The following is a 17703-nucleotide window of genomic DNA, read 5'->3' on the forward strand; positions in this document are numbered from 1 at the left end:
GTGGGCCCCGGTGGCCAGCAGCGCGAAAAGTCCGGTGAGGAAGAACGTTGCGAGTTCGGCGGCGTCGACGTCGGAGTTGACCTGCCCCGCGTCCTGGGCTCGACTGATGACGCCCACCAGAAATTGTCCGAGCGGGTGCTGTGCGAACTCGTCTTCGACTGGACGCGTTGAGGAGAAATGCAATCCGAGCATGTCGCGGAAAACTGCTTCCCCCAAACGGCTTTCAGCGCTGAGCACGTGGTGCACGAGTTGGGAGAGCGTCGACGCAAGATCGCCCTTGGCGTCGCCGAGTTCGCTGATGATCCGGGTCTCCTCGACGCGCTCCACCTCGATCAGAACGTGTTCCTTGGTTGGGAAGTGGAAATAGAACGTCCCCCGGGCCACGCCGGCATCGGCAACGATCGCGCTGACATCGGCGGCGGCCACGCCGCGCCGTGAGATCTCGGTCAGTGCCGCGTCGAACAAGCGGGCGCGGGTTTCCAGCCGGCGCGCCTCGCGGACGCCCCCGGCCGGCGATCCGGTCGCGGACGGCGCCGGTGGTGACTCCATGAAGGCACCGTACGCCCCTTCACTGACGGTCGTCAATGACGGTCGTCAGCGAAGGGATCAGCCGACGATCTCGGCGAGCCAGTACTGATTGTCGCGCTGGGCGTTCACGAGGTGGCCACCTTGGCGGCAAGTCCGTCAATTCGCGTAGTCAATTACCCTATCGGGGCGCGCGGCGCGGACACATAATTGTTTCGGTGCGAGGAAAGGTGGTCCGATGTCCGCGTCCCAGCCCCCACCGGTAGAAACCTGCGACGTTTGCATCGTTGGAGCAGGCATCGCCGGGCTGAATGCACTGTTCGCCGCGAGCCGATATCTGTCGCGGGACAACAAGGTGATCCTGATCGATCGTCGGGCGCGCGTCGGCGGCATGTGGGTCGATGTGTACTCGTATGTACGCCTGCATCAACCTCACCCGATGTTCACCGCGGGCAACATCGAGTGGACCATCGGCAAGGATCGCGCCTACTTGGCGACCAAAGGCGAAGTGCTCGACCATTTTCGGCACTGCGTGGACGTGATACGCGAACGCGTGCAGGTGGACGAGTACTTCGGGTGGGACTTCGAGTCGGAGGAAGAAGCGAACGGAATCGTGCGGGTCACCTCCAGGGCTGACGACGGCCGGGTGCTCGTCGTCGAGGCCAAGCGATTGATCAAAGCCTATGGCCTGGGGATCACGCCGAACGAGCCGCTCGACATCTCCAGCACACACGTCCATTCGGTCTCGCCCGACTACAGCGACGTCCGGGTGGGCGACATCAGCAAAAGCGATGCGCCGGTGTGGATCGTCGGCGGCGGAAAAACCGCGATGGACACCGCGCATGCATTGATCACTACATACCCCGGTCGTGAGGTAAACCTCGTAGCCGGCCAAGGAACATTTTTCTCCAAACGCGACGGCCTGTTTCCGAGCGGCATCCGGCGGTGGTGGAAGGGCACACCGACGAGCAACCTCGCCACGCAATTAAGTCGCCGGTACGACGGCACGAACGAATCAGACGTCCAAGGGTGGTACCGGGCCACCCATGGCACGTTCTTGACCCCTCGGGCGGACAACTTCGTATTGGGAGTGTTGTCGGACGCCGAGAACCGCACGATTTCCGCCGGGCTAAACGATGTCGTCATGGACTATTTCGAGGATGCAGTCGATCGCAATGACACCACCGAGTTGGTGTTCCGGAGCGGATCGACGAAGACGATTCAACCGGGCAGCTGGGTCGTCAACTGCACCGGATACGTCAAATTCCGCGACGAGGACCCGTACGAGCCTTACGTTTCACCCAGTGGCACAGTCGTTTCCATCAACGTGCGGTCGGCCATACTGCACTTGCCCGCCTTCATTGGGTATTTCCTGGGGCATCTGCTGTTCCTGGACAAGCTCGGTGAGATCCCGCTATACGAAGTCGACTGGCAGAAGTTGAGGCAAAAGGCACCGCTGGCATTTCCGTACGTCCTCTTCGCGCTCGTCCAGCACAACCTCAGCCTGATCTACGACGAGGTCCCCCGTAGCGTATTCGGTGAAAACGGCCTGGATTTCGATAACTGGTACCCGCTACCGCGCCGCTTGCCGGGCCTGGCGCGGTTCGTGCTCACGCACCGCCGGGAACGCGAGCGCCAGCGCCGCGTTCTTGACACGGTCCGGGAGCGTTTCGATATCCGCTGCGGTCCGCTGGGCGAGGAATATGCACCCAGCGCCACAACGTAACTGGGTGGCTGGTTAACCCTGTCGCCCGACGGTGGCGGGTATTGGCCGTCCCGCCGCGTTCATGAGCCGCTGGTGACCTTGACGGCCAATGCCGCCAGCTTCGCGTCGAGTTGCTCTGCAGCGCTGAGTAACTCGGGGTTGGGCTCCACCACCATCAGCGACGACGGCTTGACGTAGGTCAGGCTGCTGTGTCCCGCACCCTCGTCGGCGAGCAGCAGCTCGACCGGGGCGAACAGCCCGGCTTTCACGTCGTGGCGCAGCATGGTGATGGCGATCAGGGGGTTGCCCAGGATGATCCGCAGCACCTTGCGGTCGATGCCGGCCTTGGTGATCCATGCGCCGTGGTCGACGGTGCCGAACAACATGAATCCGCTTGGCCCGACATGAGATTCGACGCGCTCCTGATACGACTGCCAGTCGCCGGTGCGCGTCGCGATATCGTTGATCGGCACCGGCTGCTCGCCGATGTCGGCGAGCAGGGCCGCGAGCAGCTCGTCGTAGCTCTTGGTGCTGTCGTAGCGCATGCGGACGCCGTCGAAGCGGGCCTCTGTCAATCCAAATGCTGATGCGGTCATGGTGCCTCCTCAGCCCAGCCGCTCGATGATGGTGGCGTTGGCCATGCCGCCGCCCTCACACATCGTCTGCAATGCGTACCGTCCGCCCCGCTGTTCGAGCGCGTTGACCATCGTGGTCATGATGCGAGCGCCGCTGGCGCCCAACGGGTGCCCGATCGCGATCGCGCCGCCGTTGACGTTGGTCTTGGTCAGATCGGCCCCGGTGTCGTGCGCCCAGGCCAGCACGACGGGCGCGAACGCCTCGTTCACCTCGAACAGGTCGATGTCGGCGAGCCTCAGCCCGGCGCGCTGTAACACCTTCTCGGTGGCCGGAATAACCCCGGTCAACATGTACAGCGGGTCGGAGCCCACCACGGTGGTGGTGTGGATCCGGGCCAGCGGGCGCAGGCCCAGTTTGTTGGCGACCTCGCTAGTGGTGATCAGCACGGCGGCGCTACCGTCGGACAGTGGAGACGAATTGCCGGGCGTGATCTCCCAGTTGATCTGCGGGAAACGGGCTTTGGCCGCGTCGCTGTAGAACGCCGGCTGCAACCCGGCCAGCGTGTCGACCGTGGTGCCGGGGCGGATGATTTCGTCGGTGGCCAGCCCGGCGATCGGAATGAGCTCGTTGTCGAACAGGCCTTCCTTCGTGGCGCGGGCGGCCTTCTCGTGGCTGCCGGCGGAGAACTCGTCGAGCTGGGCGCGCGAGAAGCCCCACTTCGCGGCGATCAGTTCGGCGCTGATGCCCTGCGGTACCAGGCCGTCGGGGTAGCGGCGGGTCATGTCCTCGCCCATCGGGTTGCTGCCAGGCAACACCTGGGTGCCCATCGGGACGCGGCTCATCGACTCCACGCCGCCGGCGATGACCAGGTCGTAGGCGCCGGCGATCACACCCTGGGCGGCGAAGCTGATGGCCTGCTGGCTGCTGCCGCATTGGCGGTCGATCGAGACGCCGGGAACCGACTCCGGGAACCCCGCGCCAAGCAGGGCATTACGGGCGATGTTGGCCGCCTGGTCGCCGACCTGGGTGACGGCGCCCGCGATGACATCGTCGACTTGCGTCGGATCCACGCCGGTACGCGCCACCAGCTCGCGCAGGCTGTGTGCCAGCAGATCTGCCGGCAGCACGTCGTGCAGCGCGCCACTGGCCTTGCCCTTGCCGATGGGGGTGCGGACGGCTCCGACGATGACGGCGTCGCGGACCTGGTTCATGACTCCTCCTCGAGTCCCGTTGATCTAGGTATAGATCGCTGTACCCAGATAAACACCTCGGTATGCTTAAAGCAACCCAGCTCCGGAGGTGATTTAGATGACACTGCTGCAAGGACCGCTGGCCGACCGCGACGCCTGGTCGGCGGTGGGCGAGTGCGCAATCGAGAAGACCATGGCGGTCGTCGGAACCAAATCCGCGATGCTGATCATGCGCGAGTCGTACTACGGCACCACCCGATTCGATGACTTCGCCCGTCGGGTGGGCATCACCAAGGCCGCCACCTCAGCACGGCTGAGCGAACTGGTCGAGCTGGGGTTACTACGGCGCCAGCCCTATCGGGAGCCCGGGCAGCGCGGCCGCGACGAGTACGTGCTCACGGATGCCGGCATCGATTTCATGCCGGTGGTGTGGGCGATGTTCGAGTGGGGGAGGCATCATCTGCCGGGCCACAACCGGCTACGGCTGATCCATCTGGGCTGCGGCGCCGAGGCGAGCGTCGAAATCCGTTGCGCCGACGGCCATCTGGTACCGGCCGACGAGCTCGGCATGCGCCTCGCTAAGAAGTCTGGTTGAGCGCGGCCAGTAGCCGGCGCGCCGCGGTTACGCGGCGCACGGCGGGCCCGGTCAGTGTGTCCAGGGCGCACTCGGGGTCGGCCGGTGGCCCCATGTGCCCGCAGCCGCGCGGGCAATCCGCGATGGCCTCGGCCAGGTCGGAAAACGCCATCATGACGTCGTCGGGCTGGATGTGAGCGAGCCCGAAGGATCGGATGCCCGGCGTGTCGATCACCCAGCCGGTGGTGCCCAGCGGCTCTGTCAACGGCAGCGCCACCGACTGCGTCGAGGTGTGCCGTCCCCTGCCGATGTCGGTCACGTCGCCGACGGCGCGGTCCGCGTCGGGCACCAGGCGGTTGACCAAGGTGGACTTGCCGACGCCGGAATGCCCGAGCAGCACGGTGATCTTGCCCGCGAGCAGGTCCGCCACGGCGAGCAGGGGATCGTCGCGACCGGCGACAACCACCGTCAGGTCCAGGTCCAGAAACTGCTCCGCGAACGGCTCCGGCGGGGCGAGGTCGGTCTTGGTGAGGCACAGGATCGGCGTGAGGCCGCCGGCGTAGGCGGCGATCAGCGTCCGGTCCACCAGGCCGGTACGGGGTGGTGGATCGGCCAGTGCCACCACGATCAGCAGCTGATCGGCGTTGGCGACCACCACCCGTTCGGTCGGATCGGTGTCGTCGGCGGTGCGCCGCAACACCGTTCGGCGCTCGCCGCGACGCACTATGCGGGCCAACGTGTCCGGTCGCCCGGACAGATCGCCGACCACGTCGACGTCGTCGCCCACCACGATCGGCGTGCGGCCCAGTTCGCGGGCCCGCATGGCGGTGACCCGGCGATCGACGTCCCCGCCCAGCACACATCCCCAGCGGCCGCGGTCGACGCTGACCACCATCGCGGCCTCGGCGTCGGCATGCTCGGGACGCGTCTTGGTCCGCGGACGCGAGCCCCGGCCGGAGCGGATCTTGACGTCGGACTCGTCGTAGTCGCCGGGCCTCACATGCCTTGCTCCAGCATGCGGGCCCACAGCCGCGGAAAGTCGGGCAGCGTCTTGCTGGTGGCGCCGATGTCGTTCACCTCGACCCCATCCACCCGCAGCCCGACGATCGCGCCCGCCATCGCCATCCGATGGTCGGCATACGCGTGCCACATCCCGGCACTCAGCGGCGTCGCGGTGATCACCAGGCCGTCGGACGTTTCCTCGCAATCGCCGCCCAGGCGGTTGATCTCGGCACTCAGCGCGGCGAGCCGATCGGTCTCGTGCCCCCGCAGGTGAGCGATGCCGGTGAGCCGGGACACCGATCCGGGCGTCGCCAGCGCCGCCAGGGCGGCCACCGACGGTGTCAGCTCGCCGACCGCGCGCAGGTCGACGTCGAAACCGCCATACTCCCCGGACCCCCGCACCTCGAGATACGAATCAGTCTGCGTGACAACGGTGTCCAGCTTGCCCAACACGGACAGGATGTCGTCGGCGGGCTGCACGCTGTCGGCCGGCCAGCCGGTGATGCGCACGGCGCCGCCGGTGACCACCGCCGCCGCCAGGAACGGAACGGCGTTTGTCAGATCCGGCTCGACTTCCCAGTGCCGCGCCGCGACCGGCCCAGGGCGCACCGTCCAGCGGTTGGGCACGGAGTCGTCGACGTCGACGCCGGCCTGACGCAACATCACCACCGTCATGGCGATGTGCGGCGCCGACGGCAGTGCCGCACCGGTGTGTCGAACGGTCAGTCCCTCGGCGAACGACGCCGCGCACAACAGCAACCCCGAAACGAACTGCGAGGAAGCCGAGGCGTCGACTTCCACGATGCCGCCGGGGATCGAACCCGCGCCCAGCACCCGGAACGGGAGACCGGAGCCGTCGATCCGGACGCCGAGCCCGCGCAGCGCGTCCAGCAGCGGCGCGATGGGCCGTGCCCGGGCCTGCTCGTCGCCGTCGAACTCCACCGCCGTCTCGGCGAGCGCCGCCAGTGGCGGCACGAACCGCAGCACCGTGCCGGCCAGGCCGCAATCGACTTGCGCCGGCGGCTCCGGTTCGACCCGACCGCTGACCGTCAGCTCCGTCTCGTCACCGTCGACACGCTCGTCACCGTCGACACGCAAGCCCAGGGTGCGCAGCGCCCCGATCATCAGGTCGGTGTCCCGGCTGCGCAGCGCCCCGCTGATGGTCGGCTTGCTTTTCCTGGGCGAGCCCGGGGACCCCGAGCCTAGGGCGGCCGCCAGCCCAGCGAGCACCAAAGCCCGGTTGGTCTGCGACTTCGAACCCGGAATGGTCACGGTCGCGTGCACGGGCTGAGATGCCACGGGGGCCGTCCACGTACTCATTCGTCCATCATTGCCTGTCGCCGGTTTCTGCCACCATGGAATGTATGTGTGGACGGTTCGCGGTAACGACCGATCCGGCCCTGCTGGCCGAGAAGATCAAGGCGATCGACGAGGCCACCGGCGCCGGCGCCGCTTCTGCCGCGCCCAACTACAACGTGGCCCCGACCTCGGCCATCGCGACCGTCGTCAGCCGGCATTCCGAGCCCGACGACCAGCCCACCAGGAGGGTGCGGCTGATGCGCTGGGGTTTGGTGCCGCCATGGGCCAAGGCCGGTGCCGACGGTGCGCCCGAAACCAAGGGTCCGATGCTGATCAACGCTCGCGCGGACAAGGTCACCACGTCGCCCGCCTTCCGGACCAGCGCCAAGTCCAAGCGCTGCCTAATCCCGATGGATGGCTACTACGAATGGCGGGTCAATTCGGACGATGCGGCCGGCAAGAAGACCCGCAAGACGCCGTTTTTCATGTACTCCGAAGACGGGGAGCCGCTGTTCATGGCGGGCCTGTGGTCGGTCTGGAAACCGGCCAAGGACGCTTCGCCGCTGCTGAGCTGCACGATCATCACCACCGATGCGCCGGGGGAACTGGCGCAGATTCACGATCGGATGCCGCTGGCGCTGCCCCAGCGGGACTGGGATCGCTGGCTGGACCCGGACGCCGCGATCGACGAGGATCTGCTGGCCCGCACGCCGGACGTGCGCGGCATCCGGATGCGCGAGGTGTCGACGCTGGTCAACAACGTACGCAACAACGGCCCGCAGTTGCTCGAGCCGGCCGAGCCGCAGCCCGAGCAGATGAAAATCCTTTAGCTCTGCCTCAGCTCAACGGATGCGGTGGTCATGCCGCCCCGCGCTGCGGTCCTCATCGTCGTCTTCACCACGAAGAATTTTCTCGGGGTGTTGGAAGGTATTGATTCGCGGCTGTTGACCGGGCCGCCACAGCTCTCCCGCGCTGCTGGATGAGCGTCTTGGAGCTAGTGAACGGCCGCAACCTCTAAGCTCCGTGGGTGCGCCACCGGCCATTGAGGCGTAGCGTTTTTGCTGTTCGAGTAAACGAACAAGGAGAACTGCCCTGGCAGCCAAGTTCGGGATCAGCAAGGACAAAGCCGGCATGTCGCGATTCCAACTGAAACCCGCCAACGGCGAAATCATCGCCGCCAGCCAGAGTCACGACACCAAGGCAGCCGCCGAAAATGGCTTCGAGTCGGTCAAGACGAACGCTTCCGTCGCGAAGGTTGTAGACCTGACTGAACAGGAGTTTGAGCGCAACTAGCCCCGCGTTGGGAAGAACTGATGAAGAAGGCAATGGACGCGTTGGTGGCAGCAGTGACAGCACTGACACCCCTCTGCATTTCACCAGCGCAAGCGCACGCTGACGATCCCTGTGTCAGCATCACCGATCCCGCTGCCCACCAGGCTTGCATCGACGAACCCCAGACCGATGGCTCCACGGACGGCCCCCGAATGGGCGATTGCCAGGCCAGCCCCAATTACGGACAAGTGGGCCAATTCTGTCGGAACTTCTGGGTCCGAAAGTCTGCGCCCTCCAATGCAAGGCGGGGTTATGCGGAGGGGATCAAAACCGCGCCCGCCCCCGGCGATCCGGCAACTCTGTAATGGGGGAAGGGCGCTGACAAAACAGATGGGGCTAAATGCATTCGCCACAGATCAACTTTCACTCCATCTAGAAGTTTTCGACTATCCCGACCCGGCGCTCTAACACCGCATGGGAGTCCACTAAACCTGTGCGGGAAGGGTGAAAGTCGGGATCAGAGCGCACCACCGCGGCTCTCGCCGCTTAGTGAAGAGTCGATAGGCGTCGCGATGCGCTGCTGGATGAACGCCGCGAATTGACCAAGTGAATTTCACGATTCCCAAAGTGAGGAAACCCGCGGGCGCATACGCTGTCGATCGACGAACGGGCCACGTCTCTACACGAACGTCACCGAAAGGGACAACAATTGGGACGCGAAAATCGGTCCCTTGGGGGATGCCATGCCGCGCAGGCCCGCATGCGCGGCATCGAGATTATCGACGCCGAGCTTTGACAGGGGGTCGGCGTGGACTTCTGGGCTCCTCCCGAAATCACATCGGCACTGATTCATTCAGGGCCGGGGCCCGGATCACTGCTCGCTGCCGCCAACGTCTGGCGCCAGCTCGCGATCGAGCTGGGACAGACCGCCGCTGACTACGCCTCCACCGTGGCGGGCATTCCCTGGCAGGGACCATCAGCGACGGCGATGACCGTGTCTACCCTTCCCTACGTCGCATGGCTACAGACCACCGCAGTCCAGGCCGCTCAGATGTCGATGGCGGCCACCACCATGGCCAGCTCGTTCGTCGCCACCCAGACAGCTGTGGTGCATCCCAGCGTGGTCACCGCCAACCGCACGCTGCTTGCTCAGCTGATCGCGACCAACGTCTTCGGCATCAACTTCCCCGCCATCGCCGCCACCGAGCTCCAGTACCTGCAGATGTGGGCGGATAACACCACCGCCATGCTGGGCTATCAGGCCACCAGCGCGCAGACCATGACGCTACAGCCGTTTACACCTGCTCCCGCCACCAGCAACCCAAACGGCATGGCCGCACAGCGCGCGGCGGTAGCCGCTGCCCCAGCCGCTGCACCAGCCGCTGCCGATCCGCCCGCTCTCACGCTTCCCACGGATCCGTTTTTCTCCAATCCCACCATCGGGGCGTTACTTAACCAGGAGAGCCAGTTCATCTCGAGCGGGTTCCCGTTTAACGCCTTCAGCGTATTCACCGGAGGTCATGATTTCTTCCCCGGGCAAGCCCCAGACGTCCTGGCCGCCACCCCTCGCAACCTCGCTATCGCTTACAACGTCACCGGTCCCGAGGCCGTGGGAGGGGCGCCGAATTTCTTTGCCCCGCCGGCCGCTACAACCAGTGCAGTGGAGACGTCTGTCACCGCTTCTCTCGGCAAGGGAATGTACGTCGGAAACCTTGTGGTCCCGCCTTCGGCGGTCACCTCCCCGATCCAGCTGGCCGCCGCAGAGGCACCGTTGGTGGCAACAACAGCCCAGGGCGCGCCACTAACCCCGATGTTTATCCCGCCGATGCCGCCGGGAGCGCGTAAAGCCCAGCGGGACAAGCCCGACGAGAAAGGCTATGGACCGCCGATCCCCGGCACCATCATGCGGCGACCTCCGGCGGGCGGATAAGAAGGCCCACCACGCCGCCGGGGTTTGTCATCGGACCACGCATCAGTGTGTATTGCCCGGATCAGGCGTTGCGCCCCGTTCGGTCAACGTCCGCACCACCGCCAGACCACGACGACCACTGTGCTGACGCCGAACTCAGCTTCTCCAACAGTGCGGCCAGTACCTTCGGCTGCGGGTCCCGCGTCGACCAGTCAGTCCAAAACCGATCGATGATGCCGTTCCTGGAGACTTCTGAATCCACAGTGGCACAAGTGATTTCAGGCGCTTGCGCCGGGCAGAGGTTGCCTGCCTAACCGCGGCCGAAGCCGAATCAGTTGCTCAGGACCAATTCCAGTTGCCGTTGACGTTGCGGTCCGGAACTCACCAGAAGTTGTTCCATCGAATCCGGCACCTAACCTCGCTGGGCGAGCGCCACCGCGGTGGCCACGGCTTCCAGCAGACGGCCGAGTTGCTCGGAGTCCCCGACGTTGCGGTCGCCGGCGGCCAGCCGGGTGAAGACACCGGCGATGAACGTAGTGACGGCGGTGGTCTGCGCGGCCAGCAGTGTGGGGTCGCGGGTGTCGGGCTGCAGGTGGGCGATGGCGTCGCGGGCCATGCCGTTGATCCGGGCGACGAACACTTGCGACGTCTCGGCCAGACCGGGATCGCGCGCGGCGCCCAGCAGCAGTTCGTGGCGCGCCCTGTTGAGCATCAGCCCGGATCCGTCGGCCTGGATCATGGTGAGCCGGGCCAGGTGTGCGAAGGGCGAGAGCGGATCGACCGGCTCGTCGATTACCGACTGCAGGTTGGCCACATCGATCTCCGCGACGCGCTTGCCGACGCCGTTTAGCAGGGCGGCGCGGGTGCGGTAGTAGTACGATGTGGTGCCCTCGGGGACGCCGGCGACACGGTCGACCTGCCCGTGCGTCAGTCCGCGCGAGCCGTGCTCGGCCAGCACCCGGATCGCAGCATCGCACAGGTCGCGGCGGCGTTCATCGCCGTTGCGTCTCCGGGATGTGTTGGTGGCCATGACTGTCCTCAGCGCAGCACCGTGCCGCCGTCGACGTTGACGACCTGACCGTTGATCCATTCGCCCTCGGCGGAGAGCAGGAAGGCGACCAGCGCGGCGACGTCGCCGGGATCGCCGACACGGGGCCCGCGAATGCGCTTGAGCGCGGCGGCCTGAAGGTCCGGCCATTGCGGCACCGACCGGATGGTCTCGGTGGCGGTGAACCCGGGCGCGACCGCGTTGCACCGGATGTTGTCCTTGCCCCACCGCGACGCGACGTGGCGGGTGAGGGCGCCGATGCCTGCTTTCGCGGTGGCATAGGCAGGACGCGCGGGCTCGCCCTGGAACGCCGCCGCCGAGGACATGTTGACGATTGCCCCGCCACCGCGGCGCAGCATGTGCGGAATGACGTATTTCATCGCGGCCACATAGCCGCGCAGGTTCACCGTCATCACCCGGTCCCAGACGTCGAAGTCGATATCGACCACGTCGGTGTCGGCGCGAATGGCGCTCATGTCGGCGCCCACGTTGAACTGCAGGTCCACTCCGCCGTAAGTCGTTGCGGCGAAATCGATCAGGCCGGCGACCGATGCGGGGTCGGACAGGTCGAAGGCCACGTGGGCGGCCGTGCCCCCGGCCGCGGCGATGCGCGCGGCCGTCTGCTGCGCGGTGTCGACGGCGACGTCCCCGATGACCACCCGGCAGCCCTCCTCGCCCAGCCGGGCGGCGGTCGCCGCCCCGAGGCCGGTTGCGCCGCCGGCGACGATCGCCACCTTGTCGGCCAGACCGCGCAGTCCCATGAGCGCCCCTTCCCGCATCGAAGATATTGACTTTACCTCTAGAACTGTAGAGGATCGCCAGTCATGGCAGGGATCCATCGAGAGCGCCCCGGTGCGGGCGAGCTCTCGGCGGCGACGGACACCCCCGCGCAGCCCCTGGGCGACGGCGTCTGGATGTCGCCGGGCGTCTCCAACTCCTATGCGGTCGCGACCGATGAGGGACGGGTCATTGTCAACAGCGGACTGGTCTTCGAAGGCCCATTGCACCGCAAGGCTTTTGCCAACGTCGCCGGTCGGACGCGGGCCATCATCGTCACCCAGGGGCACGCCGACCACTGGGGCGGGGTGAACTCGCTGCGCGAGCAGGGCGCCCCGGAAACGCCCGGAACCCAAGTGGTGATGCACCGCAACTATCGGTATTGGCGCGACGACAACACGCTGCTCATGGGCTACCGGGTGCCCAAGACGTCGTTCGCGTTCCAGAAGTTCTCCGACGCGGTGCTCGAACACTTCAAGACGATCGACCCCGCGACCATCGACTTCTCGTTCCCCGAGCCGACCACGACCTTCGACCAGCACATGAGCTTCACGGTCGGCGGGCGCACCTTCGAGCTGGCATGGACGCCCGGCGGTGAGACCACCGACGCACTGGTGGTGTGGCTGCCGGAAGGTCGAATCATGTTCAGCGGCAACCTATTCGGTCCATTGTTCGGGCACGTCCCAAACCTGATGACCATCCGCGGGGATCGATATCGCGATCCGATCCTTTACATCGAGTCGCTGAACACCGTGCTGGAATACGGACCGCGGCGGCTGATCACGGGCCACTTCGACCCCATCGAGGGCGCCGATCGTATCGCCGAAGAGGTCACCGCGATGCGCGACGGAATGCAGGCCGTGCACGATCGCACTGCCGAACTGATGAATTCCGGCGCCGACATCCACACCGCCATGCGCGATGTCAAGGTGCCCGGGCACCTCGACATCGGCGAGGGCTATGGGAAGACCTCCTGGAATGTGCGGGCCATCTGGGAGATGTACACCGGATGGTTCCGGCATAGCTCCACCACCGAACTGTATGGCGTGGCACCGGATTCGGTTGCCACCGATGTGGTCAGTGCCGCCGGCGCCGACGCGCTGTTGCACGCGGCCCGCGCTCACGTGGCCGCCGGACGGCCGGTGCAGGCCATCCACCTCACCGATCTGATCCTGGCCGCCCAGCCGATGCACGCCGGTGCGCGGGCGGTGGCCTCCGACGCGCACGAGGCCCTGTTGGCCGACACCGAAAACTTCTGGGAAAGGGCCTGGCTCACCAAGTCGATCAACGAACTGAGGACGACCGAATGAACACCGTCAACTTCGATTTCACCGGCGCCCACGTGCTGGTGACCGGCGGCACCAGCGGCATCGGCAACGCGATCGCCGCCGCCTTCGCCGCCGCCGGCGCCGCCGTCACGGTGACCGGCACCCGCGGCTCGGCCGAGGACTATCCCGAAACGGAGCTGGGTGCGTTCACCTACCGCCAGTGCCAGATCCAGGATGCCGAATCCGTTGATGCCCTGGCGGATTCACTGGGCGACCTGGACATCCTAATCAACAACGCGGGTGGCCCCTATCCCGCCGGCGACGAATACGACCCGGAGGGTTACGTCGCGTCGGTGACGCAGAACATGCTCGGCCCGATGCGGCTGACCATGCGCTGCCATCAGCGCCTTAAGTCCAGCCAGGTGCCGGGCGGTGCGAGCGTCGTCAGCGTGGTCTCGATGTCCGCGTTCCGCTCGGCGGTCTTCGTCCCGGGCTACGCCTCGTCGAAGATGGGTCTGATCGCCCTGACCATGAACCTGTCCCGCCGGTGGGCCAACGACGGGATCCGGGTCAACGCCATCGCGCCCGGACTCATCGACACCCGAATGACGCATCCGGCCATGGGAATTCCCGAGGTGATGGATGTCGAGATCGGCTTCCACACCCCCTTGGGCAGGCCCGGTACACCCCAGGACTGCGCCGGTGCTGCGCTGTTCTTGTGTACCGACGCCGCCTCCTACATCACCGGCAGCACCATCGCCGTCGACGGCGGATACCTGACGGTCTAGCGCGATGAGCGACCACACAAACTTCGACAACCTCGCGACCGCCGACGACGTTTTCAAGCTGGCTGCCCAACGCACCGGCCTCACCGAAATCGACTCCGACTCATGGCGTGACGGGCTACAGCTCATCCTCGACGAGCTCAACACCTCGCCGGTCTTCACCGCGTTCGGTCGCGAACGCGTCCTCGACGACGTCACCAACGCGCTGGGGCGGCGCATGCAGGTGCACGGTTACGTCCAGGCGCACGCCGAAGTGCTGGACACGCCCGTCGAGCGGCCCCTGATCGTGCTCGGCATGCCCCGCACTGGCACCACGGTGATCAGCTACCTGCTCGACCTGGACCCGGCCCGGCGATCGCTGCTGCACTGGCAGTGCGTGGACCCGATCCCGCCCGCCGGCACCGACACACTGCGCACCGACCCGCGCTGCGTGGCCCTGCTGGAAGAGCAACGCAAGATCCTCGAACTGGTGACCCAGGCGAAAATGCCGCTGCCGCACTGGGAAGACGCCGACGGCCCGACCGAGGACATGTTCATTCACAACCAGGACTTCAAAGGCCTGTCCTGGGATTCGTTCCTGCCGACGGATCGCTACGCGCGGTGGCTCTTCGACGAGGCCGACATGAGCAGCACCTACGAATACCAGAAGCGCTACCTGCAGGTCCTGCAGTCCACCGCGCCGGGCAACTGGAGCCTGAAGATGCCCTCGCACTCGGTGCACATCGAGGCGCTGCTGAAGGTCTTTCCCGACGCCCGGCTGATCTGGGCGCACCGCGATCCGTACAAGGCGACCGGTTCGCTGTGCAACCTGTGGCGGCTGCCGCAGAGTCTGGTGATGAACACCGAGCTGCTGGACCAGAAGGACATGGGCCGGCTGGCGCTGTGGCAGATGCGCTACCACGTCGACCGGCCGCTGCGGGCGCGCGACCGGATCGGCGACGAACGCTTCTTTCACATGTACTACCACGAGATGATGCGCGACCCGATGGACGTCATGCGGCGCATCTACGAGTGGGCTGACGAACCTCTGACCGCCGAAACCGAAGGGCGCATGCGGGATTGGCTCGCCGAGCACCCCCAGGACAGATTCGCGCTCAACGCCTACCGCCTCGACGAATACGGCCTGAGCGTCGAACAGCTCGCGCCGACCTTCGCCGAGTACCTCGATACCTTCGACATCGAACTGGAAGGCACACCGTGAAAGCATCCGTGGTCACCGGACCGGGTAGGGCAGAGGTTCTCGACACCGAGCGCCCCGAGGTAGGCCCGCGCGACGTCCTGGTGCGGATGCGTGCCTGCGGCATCTGCGGTTCCGACGCGTTCTACATCACCATCGGCGGCATCCCGCCGCGCCAGGGGCACACGCCGCTCGGGCACGAGCCCGCCGGGGAGGTCGCCGAGGTCGGCGCCCAGGTGACCGGGCTGTCCGTCGGCGACCACGTGGTCATCAACCCGATGGCCGCGCCCAGTGGCATCATCGGCAACGGCGGCGCCAGCGGGGCACTAGCCGACTACCTGCTCATCGAAAACGCCGTCCGCGGAACGAGTCTCGAAGTGATCCCGGATCACATCCCGTGGGAAGTGGCCGCACTCAACGAGCCGATGGCCGTCGCACGCCACGGCGCCAACCGCTGCCGGCCCAAACCGACGGACAAGGTCGTCGTGTTCGGCGCCGGGCCGATCGGGCTGGGCGCCGTACTGGCCTTCAAATCCCTTGGCGTCAGCCACGTCGTCGTCGCGGACCTGATCCCGAGTCGGCTGCGGAAGGCGCTGCAGATCGGCGCCGACGCCGTCGTCAACTCCGCCGACGATGACGTGGTGGCGCGCCTCATCGAACTGCATGGCGAGGGCGAAGCCGGAATCCCCGGGTTACCCGGACGCGCAGGCACCGACATCTACCTCGACGCCGCCGGGGTGCCCGCGGTCGTCAACACCGCGCTGGCCGCTGCCAAGAAGGGCGCCACCCTGGGAATCGTTGGCGTGCACAAGGAGCCGGTGCCGGTCGAGTTCGTCAACGTGATGAGCAACGAGATCACCATCCTCGGATCCATGGGCTACCCCGACGAAATCTTCGAGGTGACCGAGGATCTCGTCGCGAACTGGGAGAAATACGCGCTGATCGTCAGCCACACCATCCCGTTCGACAACGTCGGCGAAGCGCTCGAGCTGGCGCACACCCCGGGGGCCGCGGACAAGGTGGTCGTCACGTTCTGCTGATGTCGGCGGTCACCGCGCCGATGAAGCGGATCAGATCCCGCGGCGCCACCGCGACCTCCCAGCCCCGACGGCCGGCACTGCAGAACACCCGATCCCACGCCAGCGCGCTGGAATCGACGACCGTTGGCAGCGGCTTGCGCTGACCGAACGGCGACACCGCGCCGACCACGTACCCGGTGGTCCGCTCGGCGACCAGGGCGTCGGCCATCGATGCCTTGGCAACTCCCAGCGCGGCGGCGGCCGCCTTCAGCGAGAGTCGGGCGGTCGCCGGCACGATCGCGACTGCCAGTCCGTCGGGGACGGCGATGATCAGCGTCTTGTAGATCTGTCCGGGTTCGATGCGGGCGACGTGGCTGAGCGCCTTGACCGCCTCCGCGCCGAACGACTGCTCTCGCCGATCGTGACCGTAGGTCAGGACTTCATGCGGCACACCGGCTTTCACCAACGCGGCAATGCCGGGTGTGGCCGCGCCCGCGGGCTTCTTTCGACGGTCGTGACCCGCTGCGCCCGGCTCCGCCGCGCTTGCGATCACGACGGGTTAAGGACCCGAATACCCCGGCGGGTTGACACCGTCCACCCAGAAGTCGACGCCCAGCTTCGAGCCGGGAATGCAGTCGTAGGTCGACAGGTCGGTGACGCCGGAGTCCACCAACACGTCCTCGCACAGCAGCATGTTGCCGGTGAACTCCTTGGACGGCTTGTTGAGAACGACGTAGGCCGCGTCGGAGTAGATCTCCGGCTTGCGGGCGCGCCCCATCGCCTCCTCGCCGCCGAGCAGGTTCTGCACCGCGGCGGTGGCCACCAGCGTGCGCGGCCACAACGTGTTGGACGCGATGCCGTCGGCGCGCATCTCCTGCGCGATGCCCAACGCGCACAACGTCATACCGAACTTGGCCATCATGTACGCCGTCGGCTTCAGCCACTCCTGGCCCAGCAGCACCGGCGGTGACAGCGTCAGGATGTGCGGGTTCTCCCGGCCCTTCATATGGGGCAGGCACGCCTGGGACACCGCGTACGTGCCGCGCACTTGGATGCCGTTCATCAGGTCGAACCGCTTCATCGGGACCTCGGAGATGGACCCCAGGTTGATCGCCGACGCGTTGTTGACGCAGATGTCGATGCCGCCGAACTGCTCGACGGTCTTGGCCACGGCCGCCTCGACCGAATCCGGGTCGCGGACGTCCCCGACGATCGGCAGGGCCTGCCCACCGGCTTCCTCGAGTTCTTTGGCCGCGGTGAACACCGTTCCCGGCAGCTTCGGGTGCGGCTCGGCCGTCTTGGCGATCAGCGCGATGTGGGCGCCGTCCTGTGCGGCGCGCTTGGCGATTGCCAGGCCGATACCGCGGCTGGCGCCGGAGATGAACATGGTCTTGCCTTGGAGAGACTTGGCGTGGGACATGGCGTCACATTAACGCCACACCCGGATCGCCCCGATCGGGGTCCGACCCGGGCGGCCAGGGCCGGTACCCGGCCAAATCGCAGTGCGGAAATAGCGAGGTCGCGCACGGCGTTGACCCAATCGGTCTCACATGCGGTGGAGTGGACCCGGACGGACA

At 66.4% G+C, this 17703-nt stretch carries 18 protein-coding genes; 9 read left to right on the forward strand and 9 right to left on the reverse strand.

The features are described from left to right. A partial coding sequence (locus VFW69_RS14570) for a TetR/AcrR family transcriptional regulator (RefSeq protein WP_526502225.1) occupies nucleotides 1-549 on the reverse strand: 549 nt, incomplete at its 3' end. A gap of 214 nt (nucleotides 550-763) precedes the next feature. Here VFW69_RS14570 and VFW69_RS14575 point away from each other — a divergent pair. Next, a complete protein-coding gene (locus VFW69_RS14575) occupies nucleotides 764-2251 on the forward strand; it encodes an FAD-dependent oxidoreductase (RefSeq protein ID WP_526502226.1) in 1488 nt (495 codons plus the stop codon). Between the two features lie 59 nt (nucleotides 2252-2310). Here the strand turns inward: VFW69_RS14575 and VFW69_RS14580 are convergent, their stop codons facing one another. Both VFW69_RS14580 and VFW69_RS14585 read right to left on the reverse strand, forming a co-directional pair. Continuing rightward, nucleotides 2311-2826 carry a DUF302 domain-containing protein gene (locus tag VFW69_RS14580; RefSeq protein WP_526502227.1) on the reverse strand — a complete coding sequence of 172 codons (516 nt, stop codon included), beginning with the start codon at nucleotides 2824-2826 and terminating at the stop codon, nucleotides 2311-2313. Nucleotides 2827-2835: 9 nt separating this feature from the next. Continuing rightward, on the reverse strand, nucleotides 2836-4017 hold the full coding sequence (locus tag VFW69_RS14585) for a thiolase family protein (RefSeq protein WP_526502228.1): 1182 nt from the start codon (nucleotides 4015-4017) through the stop codon (nucleotides 2836-2838). Nucleotides 4018-4114: 97 nt separating this feature from the next. Here VFW69_RS14585 and VFW69_RS14590 point away from each other — a divergent pair, with 97 nt between their 5' ends. Further along, nucleotides 4115-4591, forward strand: a complete 477-nt coding sequence (locus VFW69_RS14590) for a winged helix-turn-helix transcriptional regulator (RefSeq protein WP_526502229.1) — start codon at nucleotides 4115-4117, stop codon at nucleotides 4589-4591. Here VFW69_RS14590 and rsgA read toward each other — a convergent pair. Together rsgA and aroA are read right to left on the reverse strand one after the other, a co-directional pair. Next, nucleotides 4575-5570: a ribosome small subunit-dependent GTPase A gene (gene rsgA, locus VFW69_RS14595; RefSeq protein WP_526502230.1), complete on the reverse strand. Its 996-nt coding sequence runs from the start codon at nucleotides 5568-5570 to the stop codon at nucleotides 4575-4577. The two genes, VFW69_RS14590 and rsgA, sit on opposite strands and share 17 nt — an antisense overlap. After that, nucleotides 5567-6892, reverse strand: a complete 1326-nt coding sequence (gene aroA, locus VFW69_RS14600) for a 3-phosphoshikimate 1-carboxyvinyltransferase (protein WP_526502231.1) — start codon at nucleotides 6890-6892, stop codon at nucleotides 5567-5569. The genes rsgA and aroA overlap by 4 nt, the downstream gene beginning before the upstream one ends. Before the next feature lie 44 nt (nucleotides 6893-6936). Here aroA and VFW69_RS14605 point away from each other — a divergent pair, with 44 nt between their 5' ends. The 3 genes from VFW69_RS14605 (at nucleotide 6937) to VFW69_RS14615 (ending at nucleotide 10073) form a co-directional block, all read left to right on the forward strand. Further along, complete coding sequence (locus VFW69_RS14605; protein WP_526502232.1) at nucleotides 6937-7701, forward strand: SOS response-associated peptidase; 765 nt, start codon at nucleotides 6937-6939, stop codon at nucleotides 7699-7701. Between the two features lie 301 nt (nucleotides 7702-8002). Further along, entirely contained in the window at nucleotides 8003-8164 is a 162-nt protein-coding gene (locus VFW69_RS14610) for a YegP family protein (RefSeq protein ID WP_526502233.1), read from the forward strand. 787 nt (nucleotides 8165-8951) lie between these two features. Beyond that, a complete protein-coding gene (locus tag VFW69_RS14615; RefSeq protein WP_526502234.1) occupies nucleotides 8952-10073 on the forward strand; it encodes a PPE family protein in 1122 nt (373 codons plus the stop codon). Between the two features lie 391 nt (nucleotides 10074-10464). On the opposite strand, the gene VFW69_RS14620 is transcribed toward VFW69_RS14615, so the two are convergent. Both VFW69_RS14620 and VFW69_RS14625 read right to left on the reverse strand, forming a co-directional pair. Further along, nucleotides 10465-11082, reverse strand: a complete 618-nt coding sequence (locus VFW69_RS14620; protein ID WP_526502235.1) for a TetR/AcrR family transcriptional regulator — start codon at nucleotides 11080-11082, stop codon at nucleotides 10465-10467. Nucleotides 11083-11090: 8 nt separating this feature from the next. Further along, nucleotides 11091-11861: an SDR family NAD(P)-dependent oxidoreductase gene (locus VFW69_RS14625; protein WP_526502236.1), complete on the reverse strand. Its 771-nt coding sequence runs from the start codon at nucleotides 11859-11861 to the stop codon at nucleotides 11091-11093. Between the two features lie 63 nt (nucleotides 11862-11924). On the opposite strand from VFW69_RS14625, the gene VFW69_RS14630 reads away from it, so the two are divergent. The 4 genes from VFW69_RS14630 to VFW69_RS14645 are packed head-to-tail and all read left to right on the forward strand — an operon-like array spanning nucleotide 11925 to nucleotide 16147. Further along, nucleotides 11925-13187 (forward strand): alkyl sulfatase dimerization domain-containing protein, encoded by a 1263-nt coding sequence (locus VFW69_RS14630; RefSeq protein WP_526502237.1) that lies wholly within the window; start codon nucleotides 11925-11927, stop codon nucleotides 13185-13187. Further along, nucleotides 13184-13933 carry an SDR family NAD(P)-dependent oxidoreductase gene (locus VFW69_RS14635; protein WP_526502238.1) on the forward strand — a complete coding sequence of 250 codons (750 nt, stop codon included), beginning with the start codon at nucleotides 13184-13186 and terminating at the stop codon, nucleotides 13931-13933. Before VFW69_RS14630 ends, VFW69_RS14635 begins: the two co-directional genes overlap by 4 nt. A 4-nt stretch (nucleotides 13934-13937) precedes the next feature. Continuing rightward, nucleotides 13938-15131 (forward strand): sulfotransferase, encoded by a 1194-nt coding sequence (locus VFW69_RS14640; protein ID WP_526502239.1) that lies wholly within the window; start codon nucleotides 13938-13940, stop codon nucleotides 15129-15131. After that, a complete protein-coding gene (locus tag VFW69_RS14645) occupies nucleotides 15128-16147 on the forward strand; it encodes a zinc-dependent alcohol dehydrogenase (protein ID WP_526502240.1) in 1020 nt (339 codons plus the stop codon). Before VFW69_RS14640 ends, VFW69_RS14645 begins: the two co-directional genes overlap by 4 nt. Here the strand turns inward: VFW69_RS14645 and VFW69_RS14650 are convergent. Together VFW69_RS14650 and VFW69_RS14655 are read right to left on the reverse strand one after the other, a co-directional pair. Continuing rightward, on the reverse strand, nucleotides 16134-16676 hold the full coding sequence (locus VFW69_RS14650) for a YbaK/EbsC family protein (RefSeq protein WP_526502251.1): 543 nt from the start codon (nucleotides 16674-16676) through the stop codon (nucleotides 16134-16136). The two genes, VFW69_RS14645 and VFW69_RS14650, sit on opposite strands and share 14 nt — an antisense overlap. A 9-nt stretch (nucleotides 16677-16685) precedes the next feature. After that, entirely contained in the window at nucleotides 16686-17546 is an 861-nt protein-coding gene (locus VFW69_RS14655; RefSeq protein ID WP_526502241.1) for an SDR family oxidoreductase, read from the reverse strand. Nucleotides 17547-17703: the final 157 nt, after the last annotated feature.

The sequence above is a fragment of the Mycobacterium sp. genome, assembly GCF_036273375.1.
Lineage (GTDB): Bacteria > Actinomycetota > Actinomycetes > Mycobacteriales > Mycobacteriaceae > Mycobacterium.